General features: G+C 69.0%; 20 protein-coding genes and 1 riboswitch. Of the genes, 11 read left to right on the top strand and 9 right to left on the bottom strand.

Features of this window, described 5'->3' with window-relative positions; translation table 11 throughout:
* The first annotated feature begins 58 nt into the window (after positions 1 to 58).
* Complete coding sequence (locus tag AAG092_RS18540; protein WP_373387847.1) at positions 59 to 1,033, top strand: GlxA family transcriptional regulator; 975 nt, start codon at positions 59 to 61, stop codon at positions 1,031 to 1,033.
* 2 nt (positions 1,034 to 1,035) lie between these two features.
* Here AAG092_RS18540 and cobJ read toward each other — a convergent pair whose 3' ends face one another.
* From cobJ to cobG, 4 genes are read right to left on the bottom strand one after another with little or no spacing between them, the layout of a single operon-like run.
* Positions 1,036 to 2,682 carry a precorrin-3B C(17)-methyltransferase gene (gene cobJ / locus AAG092_RS18535; RefSeq protein ID WP_373389618.1) on the bottom strand — a complete coding sequence of 549 codons (1,647 nt, stop codon included), beginning with the start codon at positions 2,680 to 2,682 and terminating at the stop codon, positions 1,036 to 1,038.
* Positions 2,683 to 2,686: 4 nt separating this feature from the next.
* The gene (locus tag AAG092_RS18530; RefSeq protein ID WP_373387846.1) at positions 2,687 to 3,430 is read right to left on the bottom strand and encodes a precorrin-2 C(20)-methyltransferase; all 744 of its coding nucleotides are present in this window, start codon (positions 3,428 to 3,430) and stop codon (positions 2,687 to 2,689) included.
* Positions 3,430 to 4,056, bottom strand: coding sequence for a precorrin-8X methylmutase (locus tag AAG092_RS18525; protein ID WP_373387845.1), 627 nt, complete (start codon positions 4,054 to 4,056; stop codon positions 3,430 to 3,432). The genes AAG092_RS18530 and AAG092_RS18525 overlap by 1 nt, the downstream gene beginning before the upstream one ends.
* Complete coding sequence (cobG, locus tag AAG092_RS18520) at positions 4,053 to 5,351, bottom strand: precorrin-3B synthase (protein WP_373387844.1); 1,299 nt, start codon at positions 5,349 to 5,351, stop codon at positions 4,053 to 4,055. The genes AAG092_RS18525 and cobG overlap by 4 nt, the downstream gene beginning before the upstream one ends.
* Positions 5,352 to 5,446: 95 nt before the next feature.
* Positions 5,447 to 5,654: riboswitch (cobalamin riboswitch) on the bottom strand.
* Between the two features lie 53 nt (positions 5,655 to 5,707).
* On the opposite strand from cobG, the gene cbiE reads away from it, so the two are divergent.
* Genes cbiE through AAG092_RS18505 form a run of 3 tightly spaced genes read left to right on the top strand, consistent with a single transcriptional unit; the run spans position 5,708 to position 8,351 of the window.
* Positions 5,708 to 6,910, top strand: coding sequence for a precorrin-6y C5,15-methyltransferase (decarboxylating) subunit CbiE (gene cbiE, locus AAG092_RS18515; protein ID WP_373387843.1), 1,203 nt, complete (start codon positions 5,708 to 5,710; stop codon positions 6,908 to 6,910).
* The gene (locus AAG092_RS18510; protein ID WP_373387842.1) at positions 6,907 to 7,641 is read left to right on the top strand and encodes a cobalt-precorrin-6A reductase; all 735 of its coding nucleotides are present in this window, start codon (positions 6,907 to 6,909) and stop codon (positions 7,639 to 7,641) included. Before cbiE ends, AAG092_RS18510 begins: the two co-directional genes overlap by 4 nt.
* Positions 7,638 to 8,351, top strand: coding sequence for a ferredoxin (locus AAG092_RS18505; protein ID WP_373387840.1), 714 nt, complete (start codon positions 7,638 to 7,640; stop codon positions 8,349 to 8,351). The genes AAG092_RS18510 and AAG092_RS18505 overlap by 4 nt, the downstream gene beginning before the upstream one ends.
* Positions 8,352 to 8,476: 125 nt before the next feature.
* Here the strand turns inward: AAG092_RS18505 and ttcA are convergent, their stop codons facing one another.
* Complete coding sequence (gene ttcA / locus AAG092_RS18500) at positions 8,477 to 9,304, bottom strand: tRNA 2-thiocytidine(32) synthetase TtcA (RefSeq protein ID WP_021699158.1); 828 nt, start codon at positions 9,302 to 9,304, stop codon at positions 8,477 to 8,479.
* Between the two features lie 86 nt (positions 9,305 to 9,390).
* Between ttcA and AAG092_RS18495 the strand changes: the two genes are divergently transcribed.
* From AAG092_RS18495 to AAG092_RS18485, 3 genes are all read left to right on the top strand, one after another.
* The gene (locus tag AAG092_RS18495; protein ID WP_110682204.1) at positions 9,391 to 9,984 is read left to right on the top strand and encodes a DNA-J related domain-containing protein; all 594 of its coding nucleotides are present in this window, start codon (positions 9,391 to 9,393) and stop codon (positions 9,982 to 9,984) included.
* A 167-nt stretch (positions 9,985 to 10,151) separates the two neighbouring features.
* The gene (locus AAG092_RS18490) at positions 10,152 to 10,751 is read left to right on the top strand and encodes a Yip1 family protein (protein ID WP_110682205.1); all 600 of its coding nucleotides are present in this window, start codon (positions 10,152 to 10,154) and stop codon (positions 10,749 to 10,751) included.
* On the top strand, positions 10,723 to 11,331 hold the full coding sequence (locus AAG092_RS18485) for a SprT family zinc-dependent metalloprotease (protein WP_373387837.1): 609 nt from the start codon (positions 10,723 to 10,725) through the stop codon (positions 11,329 to 11,331). Before AAG092_RS18490 ends, AAG092_RS18485 begins: the two co-directional genes overlap by 29 nt.
* A 16-nt stretch (positions 11,332 to 11,347) precedes the next feature.
* Here AAG092_RS18485 and metE read toward each other — a convergent pair whose 3' ends face one another.
* Positions 11,348 to 13,654 carry a 5-methyltetrahydropteroyltriglutamate--homocysteine S-methyltransferase gene (metE, locus tag AAG092_RS18480; protein WP_373387835.1) on the bottom strand — a complete coding sequence of 769 codons (2,307 nt, stop codon included), beginning with the start codon at positions 13,652 to 13,654 and terminating at the stop codon, positions 11,348 to 11,350.
* Between the two features lie 110 nt (positions 13,655 to 13,764).
* Here metE and metR point away from each other — a divergent pair, with 110 nt between their 5' ends.
* The 3 genes from metR (at position 13,765) to AAG092_RS18465 (ending at position 18,256) form a co-directional block, all read left to right on the top strand.
* On the top strand, positions 13,765 to 14,685 hold the full coding sequence (gene metR, locus AAG092_RS18475; protein WP_110682208.1) for a transcriptional regulator MetR: 921 nt from the start codon (positions 13,765 to 13,767) through the stop codon (positions 14,683 to 14,685).
* A 60-nt stretch (positions 14,686 to 14,745) separates the two neighbouring features.
* Positions 14,746 to 15,054 (top strand): hypothetical protein, encoded by a 309-nt coding sequence (locus AAG092_RS18470; RefSeq protein ID WP_373387832.1) that lies wholly within the window; start codon positions 14,746 to 14,748, stop codon positions 15,052 to 15,054.
* 85 nt (positions 15,055 to 15,139) lie between these two features.
* Positions 15,140 to 18,256 carry a transglycosylase domain-containing protein gene (locus tag AAG092_RS18465; RefSeq protein WP_373387830.1) on the top strand — a complete coding sequence of 1,039 codons (3,117 nt, stop codon included), beginning with the start codon at positions 15,140 to 15,142 and terminating at the stop codon, positions 18,254 to 18,256.
* 3 nt (positions 18,257 to 18,259) lie between these two features.
* Here the strand turns inward: AAG092_RS18465 and AAG092_RS18460 are convergent, their stop codons facing one another.
* Together AAG092_RS18460 and grxD are read right to left on the bottom strand one after the other, a co-directional pair.
* Positions 18,260 to 18,748, bottom strand: coding sequence for a hypothetical protein (locus AAG092_RS18460; RefSeq protein ID WP_373387828.1), 489 nt, complete (start codon positions 18,746 to 18,748; stop codon positions 18,260 to 18,262).
* A 65-nt stretch (positions 18,749 to 18,813) separates the two neighbouring features.
* Positions 18,814 to 19,143 (bottom strand): Grx4 family monothiol glutaredoxin, encoded by a 330-nt coding sequence (gene grxD / locus AAG092_RS18455; RefSeq protein WP_110682212.1) that lies wholly within the window; start codon positions 19,141 to 19,143, stop codon positions 18,814 to 18,816.
* Positions 19,144 to 19,268: 125 nt separating this feature from the next.
* On the opposite strand from grxD, the gene AAG092_RS18450 reads away from it, so the two are divergent.
* Positions 19,269 to 20,006, top strand: a complete 738-nt coding sequence (locus AAG092_RS18450; protein ID WP_373387826.1) for a substrate-binding periplasmic protein — start codon at positions 19,269 to 19,271, stop codon at positions 20,004 to 20,006.
* On the opposite strand, the gene AAG092_RS18445 is transcribed toward AAG092_RS18450, so the two are convergent.
* The gene (locus AAG092_RS18445) at positions 20,003 to 22,111 is read right to left on the bottom strand and encodes a molybdopterin oxidoreductase family protein (RefSeq protein WP_373387824.1); all 2,109 of its coding nucleotides are present in this window, start codon (positions 22,109 to 22,111) and stop codon (positions 20,003 to 20,005) included. The genes AAG092_RS18450 and AAG092_RS18445 overlap by 4 nt on opposite strands.
* Positions 22,112 to 22,152: the final 41 nt, after the last annotated feature.

Genomic DNA, 22,152 nt, shown 5'->3' with positions numbered 1-22,152 from the left:
CCGGCTGGCCAGACTGCGGTAGATTCTGGACATCTGGCAGACGAATCTGGACAACCCCATGCCCGACCTGCGCTTCCTCCTCCTGCCGCTGCCGGAGTTCGCCCTGCTGCCCTTCGGCGGCTTCCTCGACAAGCTGCGCTTCAGTGCCGACGACGAGGACTACAGCCGCCAGCGCTACTGCGCCTGGACCCTGCTCGGCCTGGCGCCCGGCCATGTCACCTCCAGCAGCGGCGCGGCCGTGCGCATCGAGGCCACGCCGGCCGACGTGCGACTGGCCGAGCATGACTACCTGGTGCTGTTCGGCGGGCGCGCCGCCGAGGCCACCGCCGCGCTGGCACCTCAGTACCGCCCGCTGCTGCAGCAGGCCGTGCGCGCCGGGATGAAGCTGGTGGCGATCGACAATGCCGTGTTCCTCCTGGCCGCCTGTGGCCTGCTCGACGGCCACCGGGTGGCCGTGCACTGGCGCCACGCGGCGGAGTTCCGCGCCGCCTTCCCGCGCGTGCGCCTGGCCCGCGAGCGCCTGTACTGCCTGGACGGCGCACGCATCTCCTGCGCCGGCGGCACCGCCGCCATCGACCTGGCGGTGGAGCTGCTGGCCCGCGGCAGCGGGCGCACGCGGGCGCTCAAGGGACTGGCCGACATGCTGGTGGACGAGACGCGCAGTGGCGAACACTCGCTACGCTCGCTGGACACCACCCTGGCCAGCGCACGCCATGTCGACCGCGCCATCGCCCTGATGCGCCACGGCCTGGCCGGCGGCAGCGTCGAGCAGCTGGCCGCCGGCATCGGCCTCAGCCGGCGTCAGTTGGACCGGTTGTTCCGCGCCAGCCAGGGCATGACCGCACACGAATACTGGCAGGAGCTACGCCTGCAGCACGTGCGCTGGCGCCTGCTCAACTCCAGCCACGGCCTGGCGCTGCTCGCCGACGAGATCGGCGCCAGCGATGCCAGTCATCTGGGTCGCCTGTTCCGTCGGCGCTTCGGTAGCAGCCCGGCGGCGTTCAGACGCCAGGCGCGCGCCGCCGAGGCCTGAACTCAGGCCTGCGGATACCAGCGCGGCGTGTACACCCACTCGCCGCCGCCCTGGCGCGGGAAGCGGCGGGTCTGGCTGGAGCCGATGATCACCAGGGTGCGCATGTCCACCAGCTGCGGGGTCAGCTCGCCAAGGGTGAGCACACGCAGGGCCTCCGCCGGGCGACCGATGTCGCGGCCGAGCACCACCAGGGTCTGCGGTTCGCGGTGCTGGCGCAGCAGGTCGAGGGCGCGGCCGAGCTGCCAGGGACGCGCCCTGGAGATCGGGTTGTAGAAGGCCATGGCCAGGTCGGCGGCGGCGGCGTGCTGCAGGCGCTTCTCGATCACCGTCCAGGGCTTGAGGTTGTCGGACAGCGAGATCAGGCAGAAGTCGTGGCCCAGCGGCGCGCCGGCCTTGGCGGCGGTAGCCAGGGCCGCGGAGATGCCGGGCAGCACCTCCAGTTCGACGCCCTGCCAGCGAGCATCGCCGGAGGCCTCCAGCGCCTCCATCACCGCGGCGGCCATGGCGAACACGCCAGGGTCGCCGGAGGACACCATCACCACCCGGCGGCCCTGCGCGGCCAGCTCGAAGGCATGGGCGGCGCGCTGCAGCTCCTCGCGGTTGTCACTGGCGTGCAGGCACTGGTCTTCGCGATAGGGGCCGGCCATGCTCACGTAGGTCTCGTAGCCGAGCACATCCTCGGCCTGGTCCAGCGCGCGGCGCACCGCCGGGGCCAGCAGCTCGGCGCAGCCGGGGCCGATTCCGACCACGCTGAGGCGGCCACGTGGGCGGCCTGTCTCGGCGGCAATCTGCGGGCTTGCGGCCAGATGCAGATTTAGCCCCGGCGCCTCGTAGCAGGCCGGCGGCAGCGCAGCCGTCGAGTCGATAAAGCGCAACGGTACCTTCAGCTCGGCAGCCGCCTGCTCGGCGAACGGCAACGCACGCCCTTCGCCCTCGACCAGCAACGCGGCCAGGGCCGCCTCGGCCAGACCGGCGTCTGCCAATGCGGCGCGAACGCGTTCGGCGGAAGGCTCGGCACAACGCGCCAGCACCCGCCGCGGATGAATCAGCAGCGCATCGCCTCCACTGGCGGCGGCCACATCGATGCGCAGGCAACGCTCGCCCTCGGCATGCAGCGGCAGGTTGGCCTGCGCCAGCCAAGGCGCCTCGCCCTCGACACGCAGGCGCGCGCCGCCGAGCAGGTCGCTGACCAGGCGCTTGCCCTGCTCCAGGTCGGCCAGGGCATAACCCTCTGGCGGGTCGAGCAGGCAGGTGCCGAAGCGCAGCTCGCCGCTGGTGGTGATAGCGGGCGCCACGGCCAGCCACTCGCCCAGCTCGCGGGCCAGGCGATTGACCCCGGCCAGGCCACCGAGCAGCGGCACCACGGCGCTGCCGTCCTCGGCCAGGGCCAGCACCGGCGGCTCCATGCCCTTCTCCACCAGGGCAGAAGCCAGGCTGCGGATGACGATGCCGGCGGCGCACAGGGCGATGATCGGCATGCCTGCGCGGTACAGGCCGCGCAGGTGTTCGGCGAATTCGCGGTAGCTCTCATCGACCTCGTCGACCCGCCCGGCCAGGCCGTGGATGCGCGCCTGCGGGTAGCGTTGCTGCACGCGGCGTGCGGTAGCCAGCGCCGAGGCGCCGAGGATGACGATGGCGGCGGGATTCATCGACTCAGCCACGCCACTTCTCCCCCGGCACCAGGATCATGGAAAAGTACGGCGAGGCCAGCGGGTCGACCTCATCCAGCGGCACTATCTGCTGGTTGTCCATGGTCGCGCGCTCCACGTAGTGGGCACGCTCGGCCAGGCCGAGGCGTTGCAGTACGCGGCGCACCTTGTCGAAGTTGCGGCCGAGCTTCATCACCACGGCGGCCTCGGCAGTGCGCAGGCGCTGCTCCAGTTCTTCCTCCGGCAGCACGCCGGAGAGCACGCTCAAGCTCTGGTTGCGATACACCAGCGGCGTGCCCAGCACCGAGGCGCAGCCGAGCATGGAGCACACGCCGGGCACCACCTCGGCCTCATAGCGCTCGGCCAGGCGGTCGTGCAGGTACATGTAGGAGCCGTAGAAGAACGGATCACCCTCGCAGATCACCGCCACGTCGCGGCCGGCATCCAGCTCCAGGGCGATCTGCGCGGCGCAGGTGTCGTAGAAGTCGGCGATCACATCCTCGTAGGACAACGGCGGCGCCAGCTTCTCGGTGGTCACCGGGTAGACCAGCGGCAGGCGGCGCTGCGCAGCGGTGAGATGGGCCTCGATGATGCCGAAGGCGTTGCCGCCCTGCCCCTTGTTGGCCTTGGCCTTGGCCACGAAGTAGCCAACCACCGGCGCCGACTGCAGTAGGCGCAGGGCTTTCAAGGTGATCAGCTCCGGATCGCCGGGGCCGACACCGAGGCCGAGCAGACGTCCCTTGCGCATCACTCCATCTCCGTGGCCAGGGCGTTGACGGCGGCGGCGGCCATGGCGCTGCCGCCACGACGGCCGCGCACGATGACGTAGGGCACGCCACGGCTGTCGGCAGCCAGCATGTCCTTGGATTCAGCCGCGCCAATAAAGCCCACCGGCATGCCGAGGATCAGCGCCGGCCTGGGCGCGCCGGCGTCGAGCATCTCCAGCAGGTAGAACAGCGCGGTCGGCGCATTGCCGATCACCACCACGCTGCCCTCCAGGTACTCGCGCCAGTGCTCCAGCGCCGCCGCCGAGCGGGTGTTGCCGAGATCGCGGGCCAGCTGCGGCACGTCTGCCTCATTCAGGGTGCAGATCACCGGGTTGTTGGCCGGCAGGCGTGCGCGGGTGATGCCCTCGGCCACCATGCGCGCGTCGCAGAGGATCGGCGCGCCCTTGGCCAGGGCGGCGCGGCCGGCAGCGCCGGCACCGGGCGAAAAGCGCAGGTCATGCACCACATCGACCATGCCGCAGGCGTGGATCAGCCGTACGGCGAGCTTTTCCAGGTCGGCCGGGATGGCCGCGAGATCGGCCTCGGCGCGGATGGTGGCGAAGGACTGGCGATAGATCTCCTGACCATCGCGGATGTAATCGATCATTCGGGGCTTCCTGCGGCGAGGCGCTCGCCGGCTTGGTCGATATCGAGGGATTGCGCCAGCAGGCGGCCGAACCCGGCCAGGCCCTGCTCGCGGCGATAGAGGTCATAACGGCCGCCGGGCTGAGCCAGCAGCGTGTAGGGCGCGACATGGGCGGCGGCGCAGCTGCGCGGGCAGCCGCTCAGATGCACCTGGGCCGGTCCATTGGGGCCAAGGCGCTCGGCCAGACGCTGGGCATCGGCCTTGGTGTCCGCGCCGGCCTTGGCGCAGCCGGCGCTGCCGCTACAGGCGAGCATCCGCGCCAGCGGCGCGCGGTCATCCAGCAGCAGGCCGATGTCATTCAAGGCTTGCGCCACGATGGCCTGGCGGGCAACGGGCACATCCGGCAGCAGCACGCCCTGCCAGGGCGTGAGACGCAGCTCGCCACTGCCCTCGGAGTCAGCCAGTGCAGCCAGGGCATGCAACTGCTCCGCGTGCAGGCGCCCGAGCGGCGCGCCGGCCAGCAGCATCACCCAGCCTGACTGCGCCTGCACATGTGCCCCCAACGGCGGGCTGTCGTAGCGCGGACGCAGCGGAGTGGCCCATGGCTGCTGCACTGGTAATGACAGGCGCGCCAGGAACTGCTCGACCGACAGTTCAGCCAGCAGCTGGCGCATCCGGGTATGTGTGCCGGCCGCCTGCAGGAACAGCCGCAGCACCGTCTCCACCAGCATCTCCGCCTGTACCAAGGGAATCGCACCCAGCGCCGGATCACGCGGGCAGCCCGCCAGGCCGAAGGCCAGGCGGGTTCCGTCGGGCAAGGCACTGAGCCACAGGTCGTGGGGATGGTCGAGCATGGCCAGGGACTCGCCGCCGTCCAGCTGGATGGCGAACTTGGCGGACAGGCCGTGAAACTCGGGCGTATTTTCCAGCAGCGCCAGCAGGCGTGCGGCCAGCGGACGGGTATCGAGGTGCGCGCTGCGATCGCGCCCGGCCGCCGGGCTGAGCAGCAGGTTGCGCACATCGTCGGCGGCCGGGTTACGCGGACCGAGGCCGCCGGCCAGCAGGTGCTGCACCAGCGGCGCCTGGCATTCCTCGCGCACACCGCGCAGCTGCAGGTTGCTGCGGTTGGTCAGCTCCAGCACACCACTGCCATAGAGCCGCGCGGCCTCGGCCACGGCGCGGGCCTGGGCGCTGGTCAGCAGCCCGCCGGGCAGTTTGACGCGGCAGATGCCGCCATCACGCGCGGGCACGACACGCCACAGCCCCGGGCAGGCCGAGGGACGCAACAAAGACGCGGCAGGAGCAACTGGCTGCATGCGGTCACCGACAACAAACGACGCGGCGACCGAACCGGAGGCATCACCCGGGCAGGGCGATTCCTTGGCATCGGTACACCCCGCCCGATGTTGGCACTCGCGACTGCGTCGTCGGCAGGTCTCCTGGCTGGCAGGTCGTCATCGCGGCGCGGCCTTCCCGATTGCTCAGTGGCGTATGTGCGGAGCGACTCGCTGCTTACAGTTGCGGGGGCAGCCATGGTTGGAGCCGAGGCTCACCCATGTTCCCTCTTAGGCCCATTGGCTCCCCTGGAGGGGCCGGGCACCGACGAAGGCGCTATTATGCCCGCTTTTTCCGGCGCCGGGCCAAGCCCGCGCGTCACCGCAAGGAGAGCTGCATGACGGCCTGGCTGACAGTGGTAGGCATTGGCGAAGACGGCTACGCCGGCCTGGGCAAGGCGGCGCGGCGCGCGCTGCTGGAGGCCGAATGCATTGTCGGCGCGCCGCGCCAGCTCGACCTGCTGCCGCCGTGCATCCGCGCCCCGCGCCAGACCTGGCCCAGCCCCTTCAGCCTCGAACCCGTGCTGCAGCGACGCGGCACACCGACCTGCGTACTGGCCAGCGGCGACCCCATGCTGTTCGGCATCGGCGCCAGCCTGGCGCGGCAGGTCGATGGAGGCGAGATGCGGGTGCTGCCGGCGCCCTCCTCCTATTCCCTGGCCGCTGCCCGCCTGGGCTGGCCGCTGCAGGACGTGCCCCTGCTGTCGGTGGTGGCGCGCCCGCTGCCCGCCGTCGCCCGCCATCTGCACGACGGCCAGCGTCTGCTGATCCTGTGCAATGACGGCAGCAGCCCGGGTGCCATCGCCGCCCTGCTGCGCGAACGCGGCTTCGGCGCCAGCCGCCTGAGCGTGCTGGAACACCTGGGCGGCCCGCACGAGCGGCGTATCGATGGCCTGGCAGCAAGCTGGAGCCTGGAGGAAGTGGCCGCACTCAATCTACTGGCCGTCGAGTGCAGGGCCGACACCGGCGTGCAGCCGCTACCGTTGACCATCGGCCTGCCTGACGATGCCTATCGCCACGACGGCCAGCTGACCAAGCGCGACGTGCGCGCCATTACCCTCGCCCGCCTGGCGCCGCGCCCCGGCGAGCTGCTGTGGGATGTCGGCGCCGGTTGCGGCTCGATCGGCATCGAGTGGCTGCGCAGCCACCCGCGCTGCCGCGCCATCGCCATCGAAGCCGATGCCGGCCGCCAGCAGCTGATTGCCCATAATCGCGATGCCCTCGGCGTGCCGCAGCTGCAGCTGGTGGCCGGCGAGGCACCGCAGGCCCTGGCCGGCCTGGAGGCGCCCGACGCCATCTTTATCGGTGGCGGCGTCACCGTGCCCGGCGTGCTGGAGCATTGCTGGCAGATGCTGAAACCGGGCGGCCGGCTGGTCGCCAATGCCGTGACCCTGCAGAGCGAGGCGGCTCTGGTGGCCTTCCGCGAGCGGCACGGCGGCGAGCTGACCCGCATCGCCGTGGCCCAGGCCCAGCCGTTGGGCGACTTCGACACCTGGCGCAGCGCCCTGCCGATCACCCTACTGGAAGTGCACAAGCCATGACCCGCGTACTGCTGCTCGGTGGCGTCGGCGATGCCCTGCGCCTGGCCCGGCGCCTGGGCCCCGGGCACCTTTACAGCCTGGCCGGGCTGGGCCAGGTGCCGGACGATCTGAGCTGCCGGGTGCGCGTCGGTGGTTTCGGCGGGGCCGAGGGTCTGGCCGACTTTATTCGCAGCGAAGATTTCGATCTGCTGCTGGACGTCACCCATCCCTATGCCGCGCAAATCAGCGCCAATGCCGCTGCGGCCGCGCGCCTGGCCGGCGTGCCCTGCTGGGCGCTGCGCCGCCCCGGCTGGCAGCAGCAGCCTGGCGACGACTGGCGCGAGGTGGCCGACTGGGCCGCGCTAATCCAGGCGCTGGCACCCTTCGCCAAGCCCTTCTTCACCCTCGGCCGCGAGCCGCTGGCGCACCTCGATGAAATCCCGGCGCACCAGCACTGGAACCTGCGCCTGCTCGATGCCCAGCCCGAACACCCGCGTGCGCGCTGCATCGCCGCGCGCGGCCCCTTCACCCTCGAGGACGAACGCACGCTGTTCGCCACCGAGGGCTTCGATGTGCTGGTGAGCAAGAACAGCGGCGGCCATGCCACCGAGGCCAAGCTGCAGGTCGCCCGCGAGCGCGGCCTGCCGGTGCTGCTGCTGGCACGCCCCGAATTGCCCGAGGTGGAGCGCAGCTTCGCCGATCCCGACACCCTGTGGCAGGCGCTACAGCCGCTGCTCCGAGACCCCCGATGAAGACCGAGACCTACGCCCGCGTGCTGTTCGCCGGCCCCGACCTCAACCATGGCAGCTTCGCCGAGCTGACCCGCCGCCAGTTCGGCGAACAATTCGGCGCTGCCGTGCTAGAGGATCTGTTCGATACCGGCGCTGGCTACGACGAGCTCTGGGCGCGGGTGCGCGAATGCCTGAACGCTAACGAGCTGCCACTATTGCTCGTCGATCTCGACCCGTTAGGCGGCAGCCCGCAGCTGGACTGGCTACGCGGCGAGCTGCAGGCCCTGGCCGGCGAGCGTGCCGATCAGCTGTTCGTCTGCGCCGGCAATAGCGAGGACGTAGCGGCGCTGGCTGAACTGGTCCAGCAGCCGGACAAGCATCTGGGCTGCGTGGAGGTGCCGCAGCTGCCGGCCAGTCACAGCTGGTCGTGCATCCCGCCGCACCGCTATCGCGTGCTGCTGTGCAATGGCCCGCGCTGCACCCGCCGTGGCGCCCTGCCGCTGTGGAAGCTGTTGCGCGAGGAGCTGAAGGCGTCCGGAAAACTGGAGACCGCGGATGGCGTGCATATCACCCGCACCCAGTGCCAGTTCCCCTGCGACCAGGGGCCGACCCTGAGCGTCTACCCGAGCGGCGAGTGGTACCGCATCCGCGATGCGGCCGAGGTGAGGCGCCTGGTGCAGCAGCGCTTCGTCGAGGAGCGCGCCGTGCCCGAACTGATCATGCGCGCATGATCTTGGGTAAAACGTAGGGCGGGTGAAACCGGCGTGTGGGTTACGCGGGTTTCACCCGCCCTACCCATGGGACGACCCACGCGGGGAGACAGCGCCCTCTCCCATAAATGGGAGAGGGAGCGCACTCACAGGTTCATCACATCGAGGAAGCGCGGCGTGGCGCTGTCGTCGATCTTCAGGCTCTGGAAATCGAACAGGTTGCGGTCGGCCAGCTGCGACGGCACCACGTTCTGCAGGGCGCGGAACATGATCTCGGTGCGGCCCGGGCTCTTGCGCTCCCACTCGGTGAGCATTTCCTTGACCACCTGGCGCTGCAGGTTTTCCTGCGAGCCGCACAGGTTGCACGGGATGATCGGGAATTCCTTCATCACCGAGTAGGCCTCGATGTCCTTCTCGCTGCAGTAGGCCAGCGGGCGGATCACCACGTTGCGGCCGTCGTCGGACAGCAGCTTGGGCGGCATGGCCTTGAGGGTGCCGCCGTAGAACATGTTGAGGAAGAAGGTCTCGAGGATGTCGTCGCGGTGGTGACCGAGGGCCATCTTGGTCGCACCGATCTCGTCGGCGTATGTGTACAGGGTGCCGCGGCGCAGGCGCGAGCACAGCGAGCAGGTGGTCTTGCCCTCCGGGATCTTCTCCTTCACCACCGAGTAGGTGTCCTTCTCGATGATGTGGTACGGCACGCCGATGGATTCCAGATAGGCCGGCAGCACGTGCTCGGGGAAGCCGGGCTGCTTCTGGTCCATGTTCACCGCGACGATCTCGAACTGGATCGGCGCCACCTTCTGCAGGTACAGCAGCACGTCGAGCATGGTGTAGCTGTCCTTGCCGCCGGACAGGCAGACCATCACCTTGTCGCCGTCCTCGATCATGTTGAAGTCGGCAATGGCCTCGCCGACCTGGCGGCGCAGGCGCTTCTGCAGTTTGTTCTGGTTGACCGAGAGGGTGCTGGGCATGGTGCTGGAGAATCCGGGGTTAAGGCGAAAAGCTGGCTATTTTACGCACAAAGCCGGCTCGCGGCAGCCCGTGTTAGGCTCAGCCGATGAACAACGACCTCGACCCCGCCCTCGACCTTGCCGAGCAACTGCACGAACTGCTGCGCGCCGCGCCCGCCGGCATCAGCGAGTTCCAGCTGATCCAGCAGCTCAAGGCGCGCCGCTCCACGCATATCCCGCACCTGGAACTGGCCGACAAGCTGGTGCTGTTCCGTACCCACTTCCTGCTGTTCAACGCCCTGTACCGGCTGCGCGAGCACCTCTGGGGCCGCCAGGAGGCCCACCTGCACATCAGCCCGCTGTGCGTGCAACTGCAGCCCTGGCGCCCCGGCAGCGTGGCGCTGGCCGAGCACGATCCGCTGCGCGACTACTACCTCGACCTGCAGCACCTGCGCGACACCACCGAGCGCGACGTGGAAAAGCTGCTGGCCAGCTTCTGGACGCGCATGCAGGGCGGTGACGAGAAACGCGCGGCCCTGGAGCTGTTCGAACTGGACGGCGACCGGCCGCTCGACCTCGCCAGCATCAAGCTGCGCTACCGCCAGCTGGTCAGCCAGCACCACCCGGACCGCGGCGGCAGCACCGAGCGCCTGCAGTCGATCAACCTGGCGATGGAAATACTGCAGCGCTATTACGGCTGACTCTTAGAGAGCGATTCGCTCTAAAGCCACGGCTCACGCGGGCTGCGCCCTTCTCCTATACTGCGGCATACGGTCGCAGTAAGTTCGGCCTGCACCCGGTGACGCTGAGCACGCGTACCGGGCGCTACGCTCGGGGGCGATCGACAATAAAAAGAGGAGGTGTCTGCATGATCCACCATGTTTGGGGGCTCTTCACCCATCCCGACCAAGAGTGGCAGGAAATCCGTGGCGAGGAAGAAACCATCAGCCACATGTACCTGACCCATGTCCTGATTCTCGCGGCCATACCGGCGATCTGCGCCTACTTCGGCACCACCGAGGTGGGCTGGACGGTCGGCGATGGCGACCCGGTCAAGCTCACCGCGGCCAGCGCGCTGCAGATGACCATCATGTCCTACCTGGCGATGCTCGCCGGCGTGGCCGTGATGGGCGCCTTCATCCACTGGATGGCGCGCACCTACGACTCCAACCCGACCCTGACCCAGTGCGTGGTCTTCGCCGCCTACACCGCCACGCCGCTATTCATCGGCGGGGTCGCCGCGCTCTACCCGAGCCTGTGGCTGGGCATGTTCGTCGGCACCGCGGCCATCTGCTACACGGTCTACCTGCTGTATGCCGGCATCCCCACCTTCATGGGCATCCCCGAAGACGAGGGCTTCATGTTCTCCAGCTCGGTGTTGGCCGTGGGCCTGGTGGTGCTGGTCGCGATGATCGCCTGCTCGGTGATCCTCTGGGGCTTTGGCGTGGGGCCTGTCTACACCAGCTGATTGGAAACCCGGCCTGCCGCCACAGGAAGCCGCCTTCGGGCGGCCTCGTGTTTTATGCCGCGCCCCGGCCCGGCATAATCGCGCCATGCCCGAACTTCTCCACGCCCGCGTCGAAGCCTGCTACCAGCTGGCCGAAGACTTCTTCAAGCGCCGCTTCCCCCGCCCCGAGGTCAGCTTCAAGCTGCGTGGGCAGAAGGCCGGCGTCGCCCACCTGCAGGAGAACCTGCTGCGCTTCAACCCCAAGCTCTACGCGGAAAACCGCGAGCACTTCCTCAAGCAGACGGTGGCCCACGAGGTGGCCCACCTGGTCGCGCACCAGCTGTTCGGCCCGCGCATCCAGCCGCATGGCGAGGAATGGCAGCTGATCATGCGCGGGGTCTACGAGCTGCCGCCGGAGCGCTGCCACCACTACGAGGTGGGCCGGCGCAAGAGCACCCGCTACCTCTACCTGTGTCAGTGCCCGGACGGCGAGTTCCCCTTCTCCAGCCAGCGCCACCGCCTGGTGGCCCAGGGGCGCCGCTACTTCTGCCGGCGCTGCCGGGCGACCCTGGTGTTCAGCGGCGAGCAGCGCATCGAGTAGCGCTCGGGCGCAGGCCTCAGGCCAGCTCGGCGCGCAGCTGCCTGGCCGCCGCCACCATGTTGACCAGCGCCGCCTCGGTCTCCGTCCAGCCACGGGTCTTCAGGCCGCAGTCCGGGTTGACCCACAGGCGCTCGGCCGGCACCCGTCGGGCGGCCTTCTTCATCAGGCGCACCATCTCGGCGCTGTCCGGCACCCGCGGCGAGTGGATGTCGTAGACGCCGGGGCCGATCTCGTTGGGGTACTCGAAGCGCTCGAAGGCCTCCAGCAGCTGCATGTCCGAGCGCGAGGTCTCGATGGTGATGACGTCGGCGTCCATCGCCGCGATGGCCTCGATCACGTCGTTGAATTCGCTATAGCACATGTGAGTATGGATCTGCGTCTCGTCGCGCACCCCCGAGGCGCACAGGCGGAAGGCCTCGGTGGCCCAGTCCAGGTAGTGCTGCCAACCGGCCTTGCGCAGCGGCAGGCCCTCGCGGAAGGCCGCCTCGTCGATCTGGATGACCCTGATGCCGGCCGCCTCCAGGTCCACTACCTCGTCGCGGATGGCCAGGGCCAGCTGGCGTGCCTGCTGCTCGCGCGGGATGTCGTCGCGCGCGAAGGACCACATCAGCATGGTCACCGGGCCGGTCAGCATGCCCTTCATCGGCTTGTCGGTGCAGCCCTGCGCGTAGCGAATCCAGTCCACCGTCATCGGTCGCGGGCGCGACAGGTCGCCATAGATCAGCGCCGGCTTCACGCAGCGCGAGCCGTAGCTCTGCACCCAGCCGAAGCGGGTGAAGGCGTAGCCGTCGAGCTGTTCGGCGAAGTACTCGACCATGTCGTTGCGCTCGGCCTCGCCGTGCACCAGCACGTCCAGGCCCAGCTGCTCCTGCACCGTCACTGCATGGCGTATTTCGCTGTGCATGGCCTCGGTGTACGCGGCCACCGACAGCTTGCCGGCCCTGAACGCCTGGCGCGCCAGGCGGATGGCCGGGGTCTGCGGGAAGGAGCCGATGGTGGTGGTGGGAAACAGCGGCAGCCTGAGCCGTGCACGCTGCTGCACGCTGCGCTCGGCGAAGGGCGACGGGCGCCGGCTGTGCTCGGGACGAATCGCCGCCAGGCGCTCCTGCACCGCCGGCTTGTGGATGCGCGACGAGGCGGCGCGGCTGTCCTGTGCCGCGCGACTGGCGAGCAGTGCGGCACGCACCTCGGGATCCTGCGGCTCGCGCAGGGCGCGGGCCAGTACGGCGACTTCCGCGCATTTCTGCACGGCAAAGGCCAGCCAGCTTTTCAGCTCGTCATCCAGCCGGTCCTCGCGGCGCAGATCGACCGGCACGTGCAGCAGCGAGCAGCTGGGCGCCAGCCACAGGCGTGCACCGAGGCGTTCGTGGGCTTCGCGCAGCAGCCCCAGGGCCTGGTCGAGGTCGCTGCGCCAGATGTTGCGGCCGTCGACCACGCCCAGCGACAGCACCTTGTAGGCCGGCAGGCGGTCGAGGATGGCCGGGAACTGCTCCGGGGCGCGCACCAGGTCGATGTGCAGGCCGTCCACCGGCAGTCCGGCGGCCAGACCGAGGTTGTCCTCCAGGCCGGCGAAGTAGGTGGCGATCAGCTTGCGGCACGGCTCGCGCTGCAGCAGGTTGTAGGCGCGCTCGAAGGCGTTCTTCCAGGCCTGCGGCAGGTCCAGCGCCAGGATCGGTTCGTCGATCTGCACCCAGTCGATGCCCAGCCCGGCCAGGCGCTGGAGGATCTCGCCGTAGACCGGCAGCAGGCGCTCGAGCAGCTCGAGCCGGTCGAACTCGCCACCCTTGCACTTGCCCAGCCACAGGTAGGTCAGCGGGCCGATCAGCACCGGCTTGAGGGCGTGCCCCAGGGCCAGGCCCTCCTCCACTTCCTCGAACAGCTGTTGCCAGCTCAGGCTGAACTGCTGATCGGCGGAGAATTCGGGGACCAGGTAGTGGTAGTTGCTGTCGAACCACTTGGTGAGCTCTTGGGCGTGGACACCGCCGCAGCAGCTGTTCTGGCTGCTCTTGTTCCCAGAAACCCCACGGGCCATGCCGAACAGGGTGTCGAGGGTCGGCTGGGCGCCGTGCCGCCGGAAGCGCTCGGGGATCACGCCGAACATCAGCGAGTGGGTCAGCACCTGGTCGTACCAGGCGAAGTCGCCGACCGGCAGCAGCTCGATGCCGGCGTCCTTCTGCAGCTGCCAGTGCGCGGCGCGCAGCTCGCGGCCGACGGCGCGCAGGCCGGCTTCGTCGAGCTCGCCCTGCCAATGGGCTTCCAGGGCCTTCTTCAGTTCGCGGTCGCGGCCGATGCGGGGAAAGCCGAGGTTGTGGGCCAGTGCCATCTGTCTGTCTCCTTGCAGGTCAATGGCGCACATTCTCGACAGCGACCACTCCATGAGACAAACTCAACATATTCGCGATCATCACAAATTTCATTCATTGAGATTCGCTCATGCTGGAATTGCGCCACCTCAAGACCCTGCACGCCCTGCGCGAAGCCGACAGCCTGGTGGAGGCCGCCGAGCGCCTGCACCTGACCCAGTCGGCGCTGTCCCACCAGTTCAAGGAGCTGGAGGAGCGCCTGGGCATGCAGCTGTTCGTGCGCAAGACCAAGCCGGTGCGCTTCACCAGCGCCGGCCTGCGCCTGTTGCAGCTGGCCGACAGCCTGCTGCCGCAGCTGCGCGCCGCCGAGCGCGACCTGGCGCGCCTGGCCGGGGGCACCGCGGGCCGCCTGCACATGGCCATCGAGTGCCACAGCTGCTTCCAGTGGCTGATGCCGACCATCGACCAGTTCCGCGACGCCTGGCCGGAAGTGGAACTGGACCTGGCCTCGGGCTTCTCCTTCGCCCCGCTGCCGGCGCTGGCCCGCGGCGACCTCGACCTGGTGGTGACCTCCGACCCGGTGGAGCTGCCCGGCATCACCTACGTGCCGCTGTTCACCTACGAGGCGCTGCTGGCGGTGGCCAACCAGCACCCGCTGGCGAGCCGCCCCTACATCCAGCCCGAGGACCTGGAGCGCGAGACGCTGATCACCTACCCGGTGGAGCGCGACCGCCTGGACATCTTCACCCGCTTCCTCGAACCGGCCGACATCGAGCCGGCGCAGGTGCGCACCTCCGAGCTGACCGTGATGATGATGCAGCTGGTGGCCAGCGGCCGCGGCGTCTGCGGGCTGCCCAACTGGGCGCTGCACGAGTACAGCTCGCGCGGCTACGTCACCGCCAAGCGCCTGGGCGACAAGGGCCTGTTCGCCACGCTCTACGCCGGCATCCGCGCCGACATGCTGGATGCGCCCTTCATGCGCGACTTCCTGCTCACCGCCAAGGACACCTCCTTCGCCACCCTCGAGGGGGTCAGCGCGGCACGCGGCTGAGCCGGCACCTTTTCCCGGGGCCGGCGTCGAATGCATGACACCCCCACCGGATCCCGCGCCATGAAGCTCTTCCCGCCCCTGCTGTGCACCACCTGCCTGCTGCTGAGCCTGCCCGTCCTCGCCGATCATGCGCGTGGCGGCTGGCCCCAGGGCCAGCGGGACTGGGAGGCCGAGTACCGCGACGGCCCCTGCCGGGTCAAGGAAGAGTTCGAGGACGATGGCTACGAGGTCGAGATCAAGTGCCGACACGGCCACGGCGCGCACTGGCGCGGCGAGTGGAAGGAGGAATTTCGCGTCGGCGCCTGCAAGGTCAAGCGCGAAGCCAAGTTCGACGAGTACAAGGAAGAGGTGGAGTGCGATGACGACTAGTCGACGACAAAAAGCCCGCCTCCCCCTCGGCGCCGACTAAGCTTGGATCAAGAGCACCGATCCTGAGCAGCCAGGCCAGTCGAACATGGGCTCACTGTGGCAGTCAGAAACACCCCAGACCGCGCTCCCCCTGAGCGACCCTGAGCCGCTGTTATCGTCGAAAAAGCCCCGCCGCAAACGCACCTGGAGCCGCCTGACCTGGCCACTGCTGGTGCTCCTGCTGATCGCCCTGGGCATAGTCGCCTACCGCGAACTCACCACCGCGCGTCTGCAGGCCCGCGAGTTCAGCCGCTACGCCGCCAGCCTGAGCTACCGGGTCGAGCCCGGCCCGAGCCCGGCCATCCTGTTTCCCAGCGACGGCCCCTTCGACAAGCGCCTGGGCTACGCGCACCTGCCGCTGCTGCTGGAGCGCCTGCAGCAACGGCAGTTCCTGATTACCGCCCAGGCGCGCCAGTCCGACGCCCTGCGCACCTACGCCGGCCACGGTTTCTTCCCGCCCTTCGCCGAGAAGATGCAGGCCGGCCTGGCCATCAGCGACTGCCGCGGCGATCCGCTGTACCTGTTCCGCTACCCGCAGCAGCTCTACCCGCAGTTCAGCGACATCCCGCCGCTGGTGGTCAGCAGCCTGCTGTTCATCGAGAACCGCCACCTGCTCGCTGCCGACCAGCCACTGGCCAACCCGGCGGTGGACTGGCCGCGCTTCGCCAGGGCGGCGCTGTCGCAGGTCGGCAAGAGCTTCGCCCTGCAGGAACAGTCGGCCGGTGGCAGTACCCTGGCCACCCAGCTGGAGAAGTACCGCCACTCGCCCGACGGCCTGACCCTCTCGGCCATGGAAAAGCTGCGGCAGATGGTGTCCGCCAGCGTGCGCGCCTACCAGCAGGGCCCGGAAACCTTCGCCACGCGCCAGCGCATCGTGCGCGACTACCTCAACAGCGTGCCGCTCTCCGCCGCCCCCGGCCACGGCGAGGTGCACGGCCTGGCCGACGGCCTGCGCGTGTGGTTCGGTGCCGACTTCGCGCGGGTCAACGCCCTCCTCGACCCGGCCCGCACGCCGCTGGCCAGCCGCGCCGAGCGTGGCCTGGCGCTGCGCCAGGTGCTGGCCCTGATGATCGCCCAGCGCCGCCCCTCCTACTACCTGGCCCAGGGCCGCAAGGAGCTGGAGACGCTGACCGACAGTCATATCCGCGTACTCGCCGCCGGCGGCGTGATCGACTGGGCGCTGCGCGACGCGGCGCTGGCGCAGCGCCTGCAGTTCCGCGACCTGGAGCAGTACCCGGCGATCCAGCCGGTGCAGGGCAACAAGGGCATCAGCGTGGCCCGCTCGCGGCTGTCCGGCCTGCTCAACCTGCCGTTGTACGACCTCGACCGCCTCGACCTGGCCGCCACCAGCACCCTCAACGCCGAGCTGCAGCAGCAGGCCAGCGCCTACCTGCGCCAGCTGGCCGACCCGGAGTTCGCCGGGCAGATCGGCCTGTACGGCGAACGCCTGCTGTCGCCGGAGAAGACCGCCGAGGTGCGCTACAGCTTCACCCTGTTCGAACGCAGCCCGGATGGCGCGCGGGTGCGGGTGCAGACCGACAGCACCGACCAGCCCTTCGACCTCAACGAGGGCAGCAAGCTGGAGCTGGGTTCCACCGCCAAGCTGCGGGTGCTGACCACCTACCTGGAGGTGATCGCCGAGCTGCATGCGCGCTATGCCGGGCAGAGCGTGGACGCGCTGCGCAAGGTCGAGGTGGCGGCGCAGGATCACCTGAGCCGCTGGGTGATCGACCAGCTGATCGCCAAGCCCGAGCAGAACCTGCGCGACACCCTGGAGGCGGCGCTGGAGCGCAAGTATTCGGCCAGCCCCTACGAGACCTTCTTCACCGGCGGCGGCGCGCACACCTTCAGCAACTTCAAGCGCGAGGACAACGCGCGCATCCCCACCCTGCGCGTGGCCCTGCAGGAGTCGATCAACCTGCCCTTCATCCGCCTGCTGCGCGACCTGGTGCGCTACAGCACCTACCACGGCGCCAGCAACAGCGCGGCGCTGCTGCAGGACGACAAGCATCCACTGCGCGAGGGCTACCTCAAGCGCTTCGCCGACCGCGAGGGCACCACCTTCCTACTGCGCTTCTGGCGCAAGTACCAGGGGCAGAACGCCCAGCAGCGCCTGGACACCTTCCTCGAAGGCCTGCGCCCCACCGCCGTGCGCCTGGCAGCGGTGCACCGCTACCTGATGCCGGAGGTGGACCAGGCGACCTTCGCCGCCTTCATCCGCGCCCACGCCAACGACAAGACCGAGAAACTCACCGACAAGAAGCTCCAGGCCCTGTACCTGGACTACGGCCCCGGCGCCTGGAGCCTGCCGGACCAGGGCTACATCGCCCGCGTGCACCCGCTGGAGCTGTGGCTGCTCGGCTACCTGATCGAAAATCCGCAGGCCAGCTTCAAGGACGCCGTGGCGGCCAGCGCCGAGGAGCGCCAGGAGGTCTACGGCTGGCTGTTCAAGACCCGCCACAAGAGCGCCCGCGACAGCCGCATCCGCACCCTGCTGGAGGTCGAGGCCTTCCTCGACATCCACCAGCGCTGGAAGCGCCTGGGCTACCCCTTCGAGCACCTGGTGCCGTCGCTGGCCACCGCCATCGGCAGCTCCGGCGACAGGCCGGCGGCGCTGGCCGAGCTGATGGGCATCATTCAGAACGACGGCATCCGCCAGCCCAGCGTGCGCATCGACAGCCTGCACTTCGCCGCCGGGACGCCCTATGAAACGCGACTGCAGCAGGACAGCCAGCGTGGCCAGCGGGTGCTGCCCTCGGAAGTAGCAGCGGCCCTGCGCGGTGCCCTCTCCCAGGTGGTCGAAGCCGGTACCGCGCGGCGCCTGCACGGCAGCTTCCAGTTGGCCGACGGCACGCCGCTGGTGCTCGGCGGCAAGACCGGCACCGGCGACAACCGCATCGAGAGCACCACCCGCGGCGGCCATGTGCTGAGTTCGCGGGCGATGAACCGCACCGCCACCTTCGTCTTCTACCTGGGGCCGCGCCACTTCGGCACCCTCACCGCCTTCGTACCGGGCCAGGCGGCGGAAGGTTTCCGCTTCACCTCGGCGCTACCGGTGCAGGTGCTCAAGGGCATGGCGCCGCTCCTTTCACCCTATCTGGAGCCGACTGCGCAGACCGGTTGCGGCCAGCCTCCCGGCGCGACGCAGGTACGCCTGCTGTAGCCCTCAATCGGGAAGACAGTCGGCATCCAGGGCATGCACCTCGCGCAGGGAGCAATGTTCCAGCCCCGCCTCGCGGCATTGGCGCCCGACGACCAGGCTGTCGCCCTGCAGGGCCCAGCTGGCTTCCGGTAGCTCGAGGCGGGCCAGTTCGGCGCAGCTGGCCGTGTCGAAGATCGTCAGCTCGCCACCCGAGCCGCTGAAACTCTGCACCAGCAGGCGCCGCTCGGCGCGATCCAGATACACGCCGTCACGCCGCCAGATGCCACCGTCGACCTGGCACAGGGCGGCGTCCCGGCGGATGCGCAGCGGCGGCTCGGGAAAGCTGTCCACCTCGCCATCCAGCTTGTAGTTATCGAACTCCACCCGCACCCGCTCGCCGAAGCCGACATAGAGCGCGGCCGTCTCCGGCGCGATGACCAGCGGGCGGTAGCCGCAGTCGGCCTGGGCGCTGGCGCTCAGCAGGGCCAGGCCCAGCAGCAGAAATCTGTTCATCCATGAATCCTCGGACACAAAAAAGCCGATGCACAGGCATCGGCTTTCGGGAACAACGCAGCGCCTTACTCGGCCTTGGCCTTCTCGGCGGCTTCCTTGATCAGGGTCTGCAGCTCACCCTTCTCGAACATCTCGGTCATGATGTCGCTGCCGCCGACCAGCTCACCGGCCACCCACAGCTGGGGGAAGGTCGGCCAGTTGGCGTACTTGGGCAGGTTGGCGCGGATTTCCGGGTTCTGCAGGATGTCCACGTAGGCGAACTTCTCGCCGCAGGCCATCACCACCTGCGCGGCGCGAGCGGAGAAGCCGCACTGCGGCGCGTTCGGCGAGCCTTTCATGTACAGCAGGATGGTGTTGTTGGCGATCTGCTCTTTGATGGTATCGATAATATCCACGACTCACCTCGTCTGAACTTTCCCGGACCTGTGCCGGGCACGGTGGCGCGATTGTACACGAAAGACCCAGCGCCTGGGTCGGGGATGGCTAAGCTGAGGAGAAACCGGAAGGAGGATCGGGCGCCGTGCCGAAGCGGTTGATCGAGGCGCTGACTGCGCTGTGCCTAAGCTGCTACTTGCAGGTTGCGGACGCCGCAACCTTCGAGGTGGGTTTCTACGACTACCCGCCGATGATGATCGAGGATGGCAGGCGCGGCATCTACCAGGACATCTTCGACGAGCTGGCGAGGATCACCGGCGATCGCTTCAACGTGCAGTACTACCCCTATCCGCGCATCGGCCTGCTGTTCAACGAGGGCAAGCTCGATATCGAGCCTGGTGTCTACCCCGGCTGGGTGAAGGATCAGAAGGTCCCGGGAGTCTTCTCGCTACCCTTCGGCAAGGTGGTCGACAGCCTGGTCTTCGCGCCGGGCAAGGCTTTCCCGGTAAGGCATCCCGAGGACCTGCGCGGCAAGTCGGTGGGCATGGTGCGTGGCTACGCCTACCCCGAGCTGGCTCCGCTGATCGCCTCCGGGCAGCTGGACCGGCGCAACGGCCTGAGCGAGCAACAGCTGCTGAGCATGCTGGCCAAGTCACGCTTCGACCAGATCATCGTCAACAAGGCCATTGCCCAGTATCACCAGCTCAAGATCAGCGAATACCGCCAGCTGGAAATAGGCGATGTGATCAGCTCCTACGATGTCAGCATGCGCATCCAGCCCAGGCACGCGGCCTGGGTGGACAAGCTGGACGCCGCGCTCGCGCGGCTCAAGCAGAACGGCACCATCGAGAGGATCTACGCCGCCTACGGAGTGGATCTCTAGGCAGCCTCCACGCGCACCGGCACGCCATTGAGCGCCGCGTTGCCGGACACCGCGTCGAGCTGACGCTCGTCGGTCAGGTCGTTGGCGCTGGCACCCGGCTGGGCGCTGGCAATCGCCATCTGCACGCCGGGCCGGGCATGCCCCCAGCCATGCGGCAGGCTGACCACACCGGGCATCATCTCGTCGCTGGCCAGCGCCTCCACCTCGATCACCCCGACCCGCGACTGCACGCGCACGCGCTGGCCGTCGCTCAGGCCTCTGCCGGCCATATCGTCGGGGTGCATCAGCAGCTGGTGGCGCGGCTTGCCCTTCACCAGGCGCTGGTAGTTGTGCATCCAGGAGTTGTTGCTGCGCACATGGCGCCGGCCGATCAGCAGCAGCTCGCCGGCGGCCGGTTGCGGCTCGGCGGCGAAGCGCGCGAGGTCCGCCACCAGCAACGCCGGAGCGGCCTCGATGGCCTTCGATTCGGTCTTCAGGCGCGCCGCCAGGTTCGGCTTGAGCGGGCCCAGGTCGATGCCGTGGGGCGCGTCGCGCAGCGCCGCCAGGCTCAGCTTGTGCTCGGACTTGTCGCCATAGGGGCCGAAGCGCAGGCCCATGTCGATCATCTGCTGCGGCGGCATCGTCGGCTTCAGCTCGGTGCCGTTCTTCGCGGCGAAGGCCTGGGCCAGGCCGACGAAGATCTCCCAGTCGTCCAGCGCGCCTGCAGGCTTGGCCAGCACCGGCTCGTTGAAGCGGGTGACGTTGCGCACGGCAAACATATTGAAGGTGGTGTCGTAGTGATCGTGCTCCAGCGGCGCGGTGGGCGGCAGGATCAGGTCGGCGTGGCGGGTGGTCTCGTTGATGTAGAGATCCACCGCGACCATGAAGTCCAGCCCCTCCAGGGCCTGCTCCAGCTGGCGGCCGTTGGGCGTGGACAGCACCGGGTTGCCGGCCACCGTGATCAGCGCGCGGATCTGCCCCTCGCCGGGGGTGAGCATCTCCTCGGCCAGGGCCGCCACCGGCAGCTCGCCGCCGTATTCCGGCAGGCCGGAGACGCGGCTCTGCCAGACGTTGAAGTGGCCGCCGGAAGTGCTCGCCACCAGGTCGACGGCCGGGCTGGTGCACAGCGCGCCGCCGACGCTGTCGAGATTGCCGGTGACCAGGTTGATCAGCTGGATCAGCCAGTGACACAGGCTGCCATAGGCCTGGGTGGACACCCCCATGCGCCCGTAGCACACCGCCGACTCGGCCGCGGCGAAGTCGCGGGCCAGCTGGCGAAGGTCCTGCGCCGGCACGCCGCAGCGCGCGCTCATGGCCTCGGCGGTGAACGGCGCGATGGCCTCGCGGACCTGCTCCAGGCCGTTGACCGGCAGGTGGCTGGCGCGGGTCAGGCCCTCGTCGAACAGGGTATTGAGCAGGCCGAGCAGCAGCGCGGCGTCGTTGCCCGGGCGCACGAACAGATGCTGGTCGGCCATGGCCGCCGTCTCGCTGCGCCGCGGGTCGACCACCACCAGCCTGCCGCCACGGGCCTTGAGCGCCTTGAGGCGCTTCTCCACGTCCGGCACGGTCATGATGCTGCCGTTGGAGGCCAGCGGGTTGCCACCGAGGATCAGCATGAACTGGGTATGGTCGATGTCCGGGATCGGCAGCAGCAGGCCGTGGCCGTACATCAGGTAGCTGGTCAGGTGGTGCGGCAGCTGGTCCACCGAGGTGGCGGAGAAGCGGTTGCGCGTCTTCAGCTGGCCGAGGAAGTAGTTGCTGTGGGTCATCAGCCCGTAGTTGTGCACGCTGGGGTTGCCCTGGTACACGGCCACGGCGTTCCTGCCGTGCTCGGCCTGGATCGCCGACAGACGCTCGGCGACCAGCGCGAAGGCCTCATCCCAGGCGATCGGCTGCCATTGCCCGGCGACCTTGCGCAGCGGCTGGCGCACGCGGTCCGGGTCGTTCTGGATGTCCTGCAGGGCCACGGCTTTCGGGCAGATATGGCCACGGCTGAAGCTGTCCTGGGCATCGCCCTTGATCGAGAGGATCTGGCGGCTGCCGTCTGCCTGGTCTGCGGTTTCGATGGTCAGGCCGCAGATGGCCTCGCACAGGTGACAGGCACGGTGATGGAGGGTCTTGGTCATGGCCTAGCCTCATTGTTCTGTTCGAGACGACCGGTCGGGTC

It is taken from the genome of Pseudomonas alcaligenes (assembly GCF_041729615.1).
GTDB classification, from domain to species: domain Bacteria; phylum Pseudomonadota; class Gammaproteobacteria; order Pseudomonadales; family Pseudomonadaceae; genus Aquipseudomonas; species Aquipseudomonas alcaligenes_B.
Note: the sequence above shows the minus strand (reverse complement) of the source record. Positions and strands in the feature narration are given on the sequence as shown.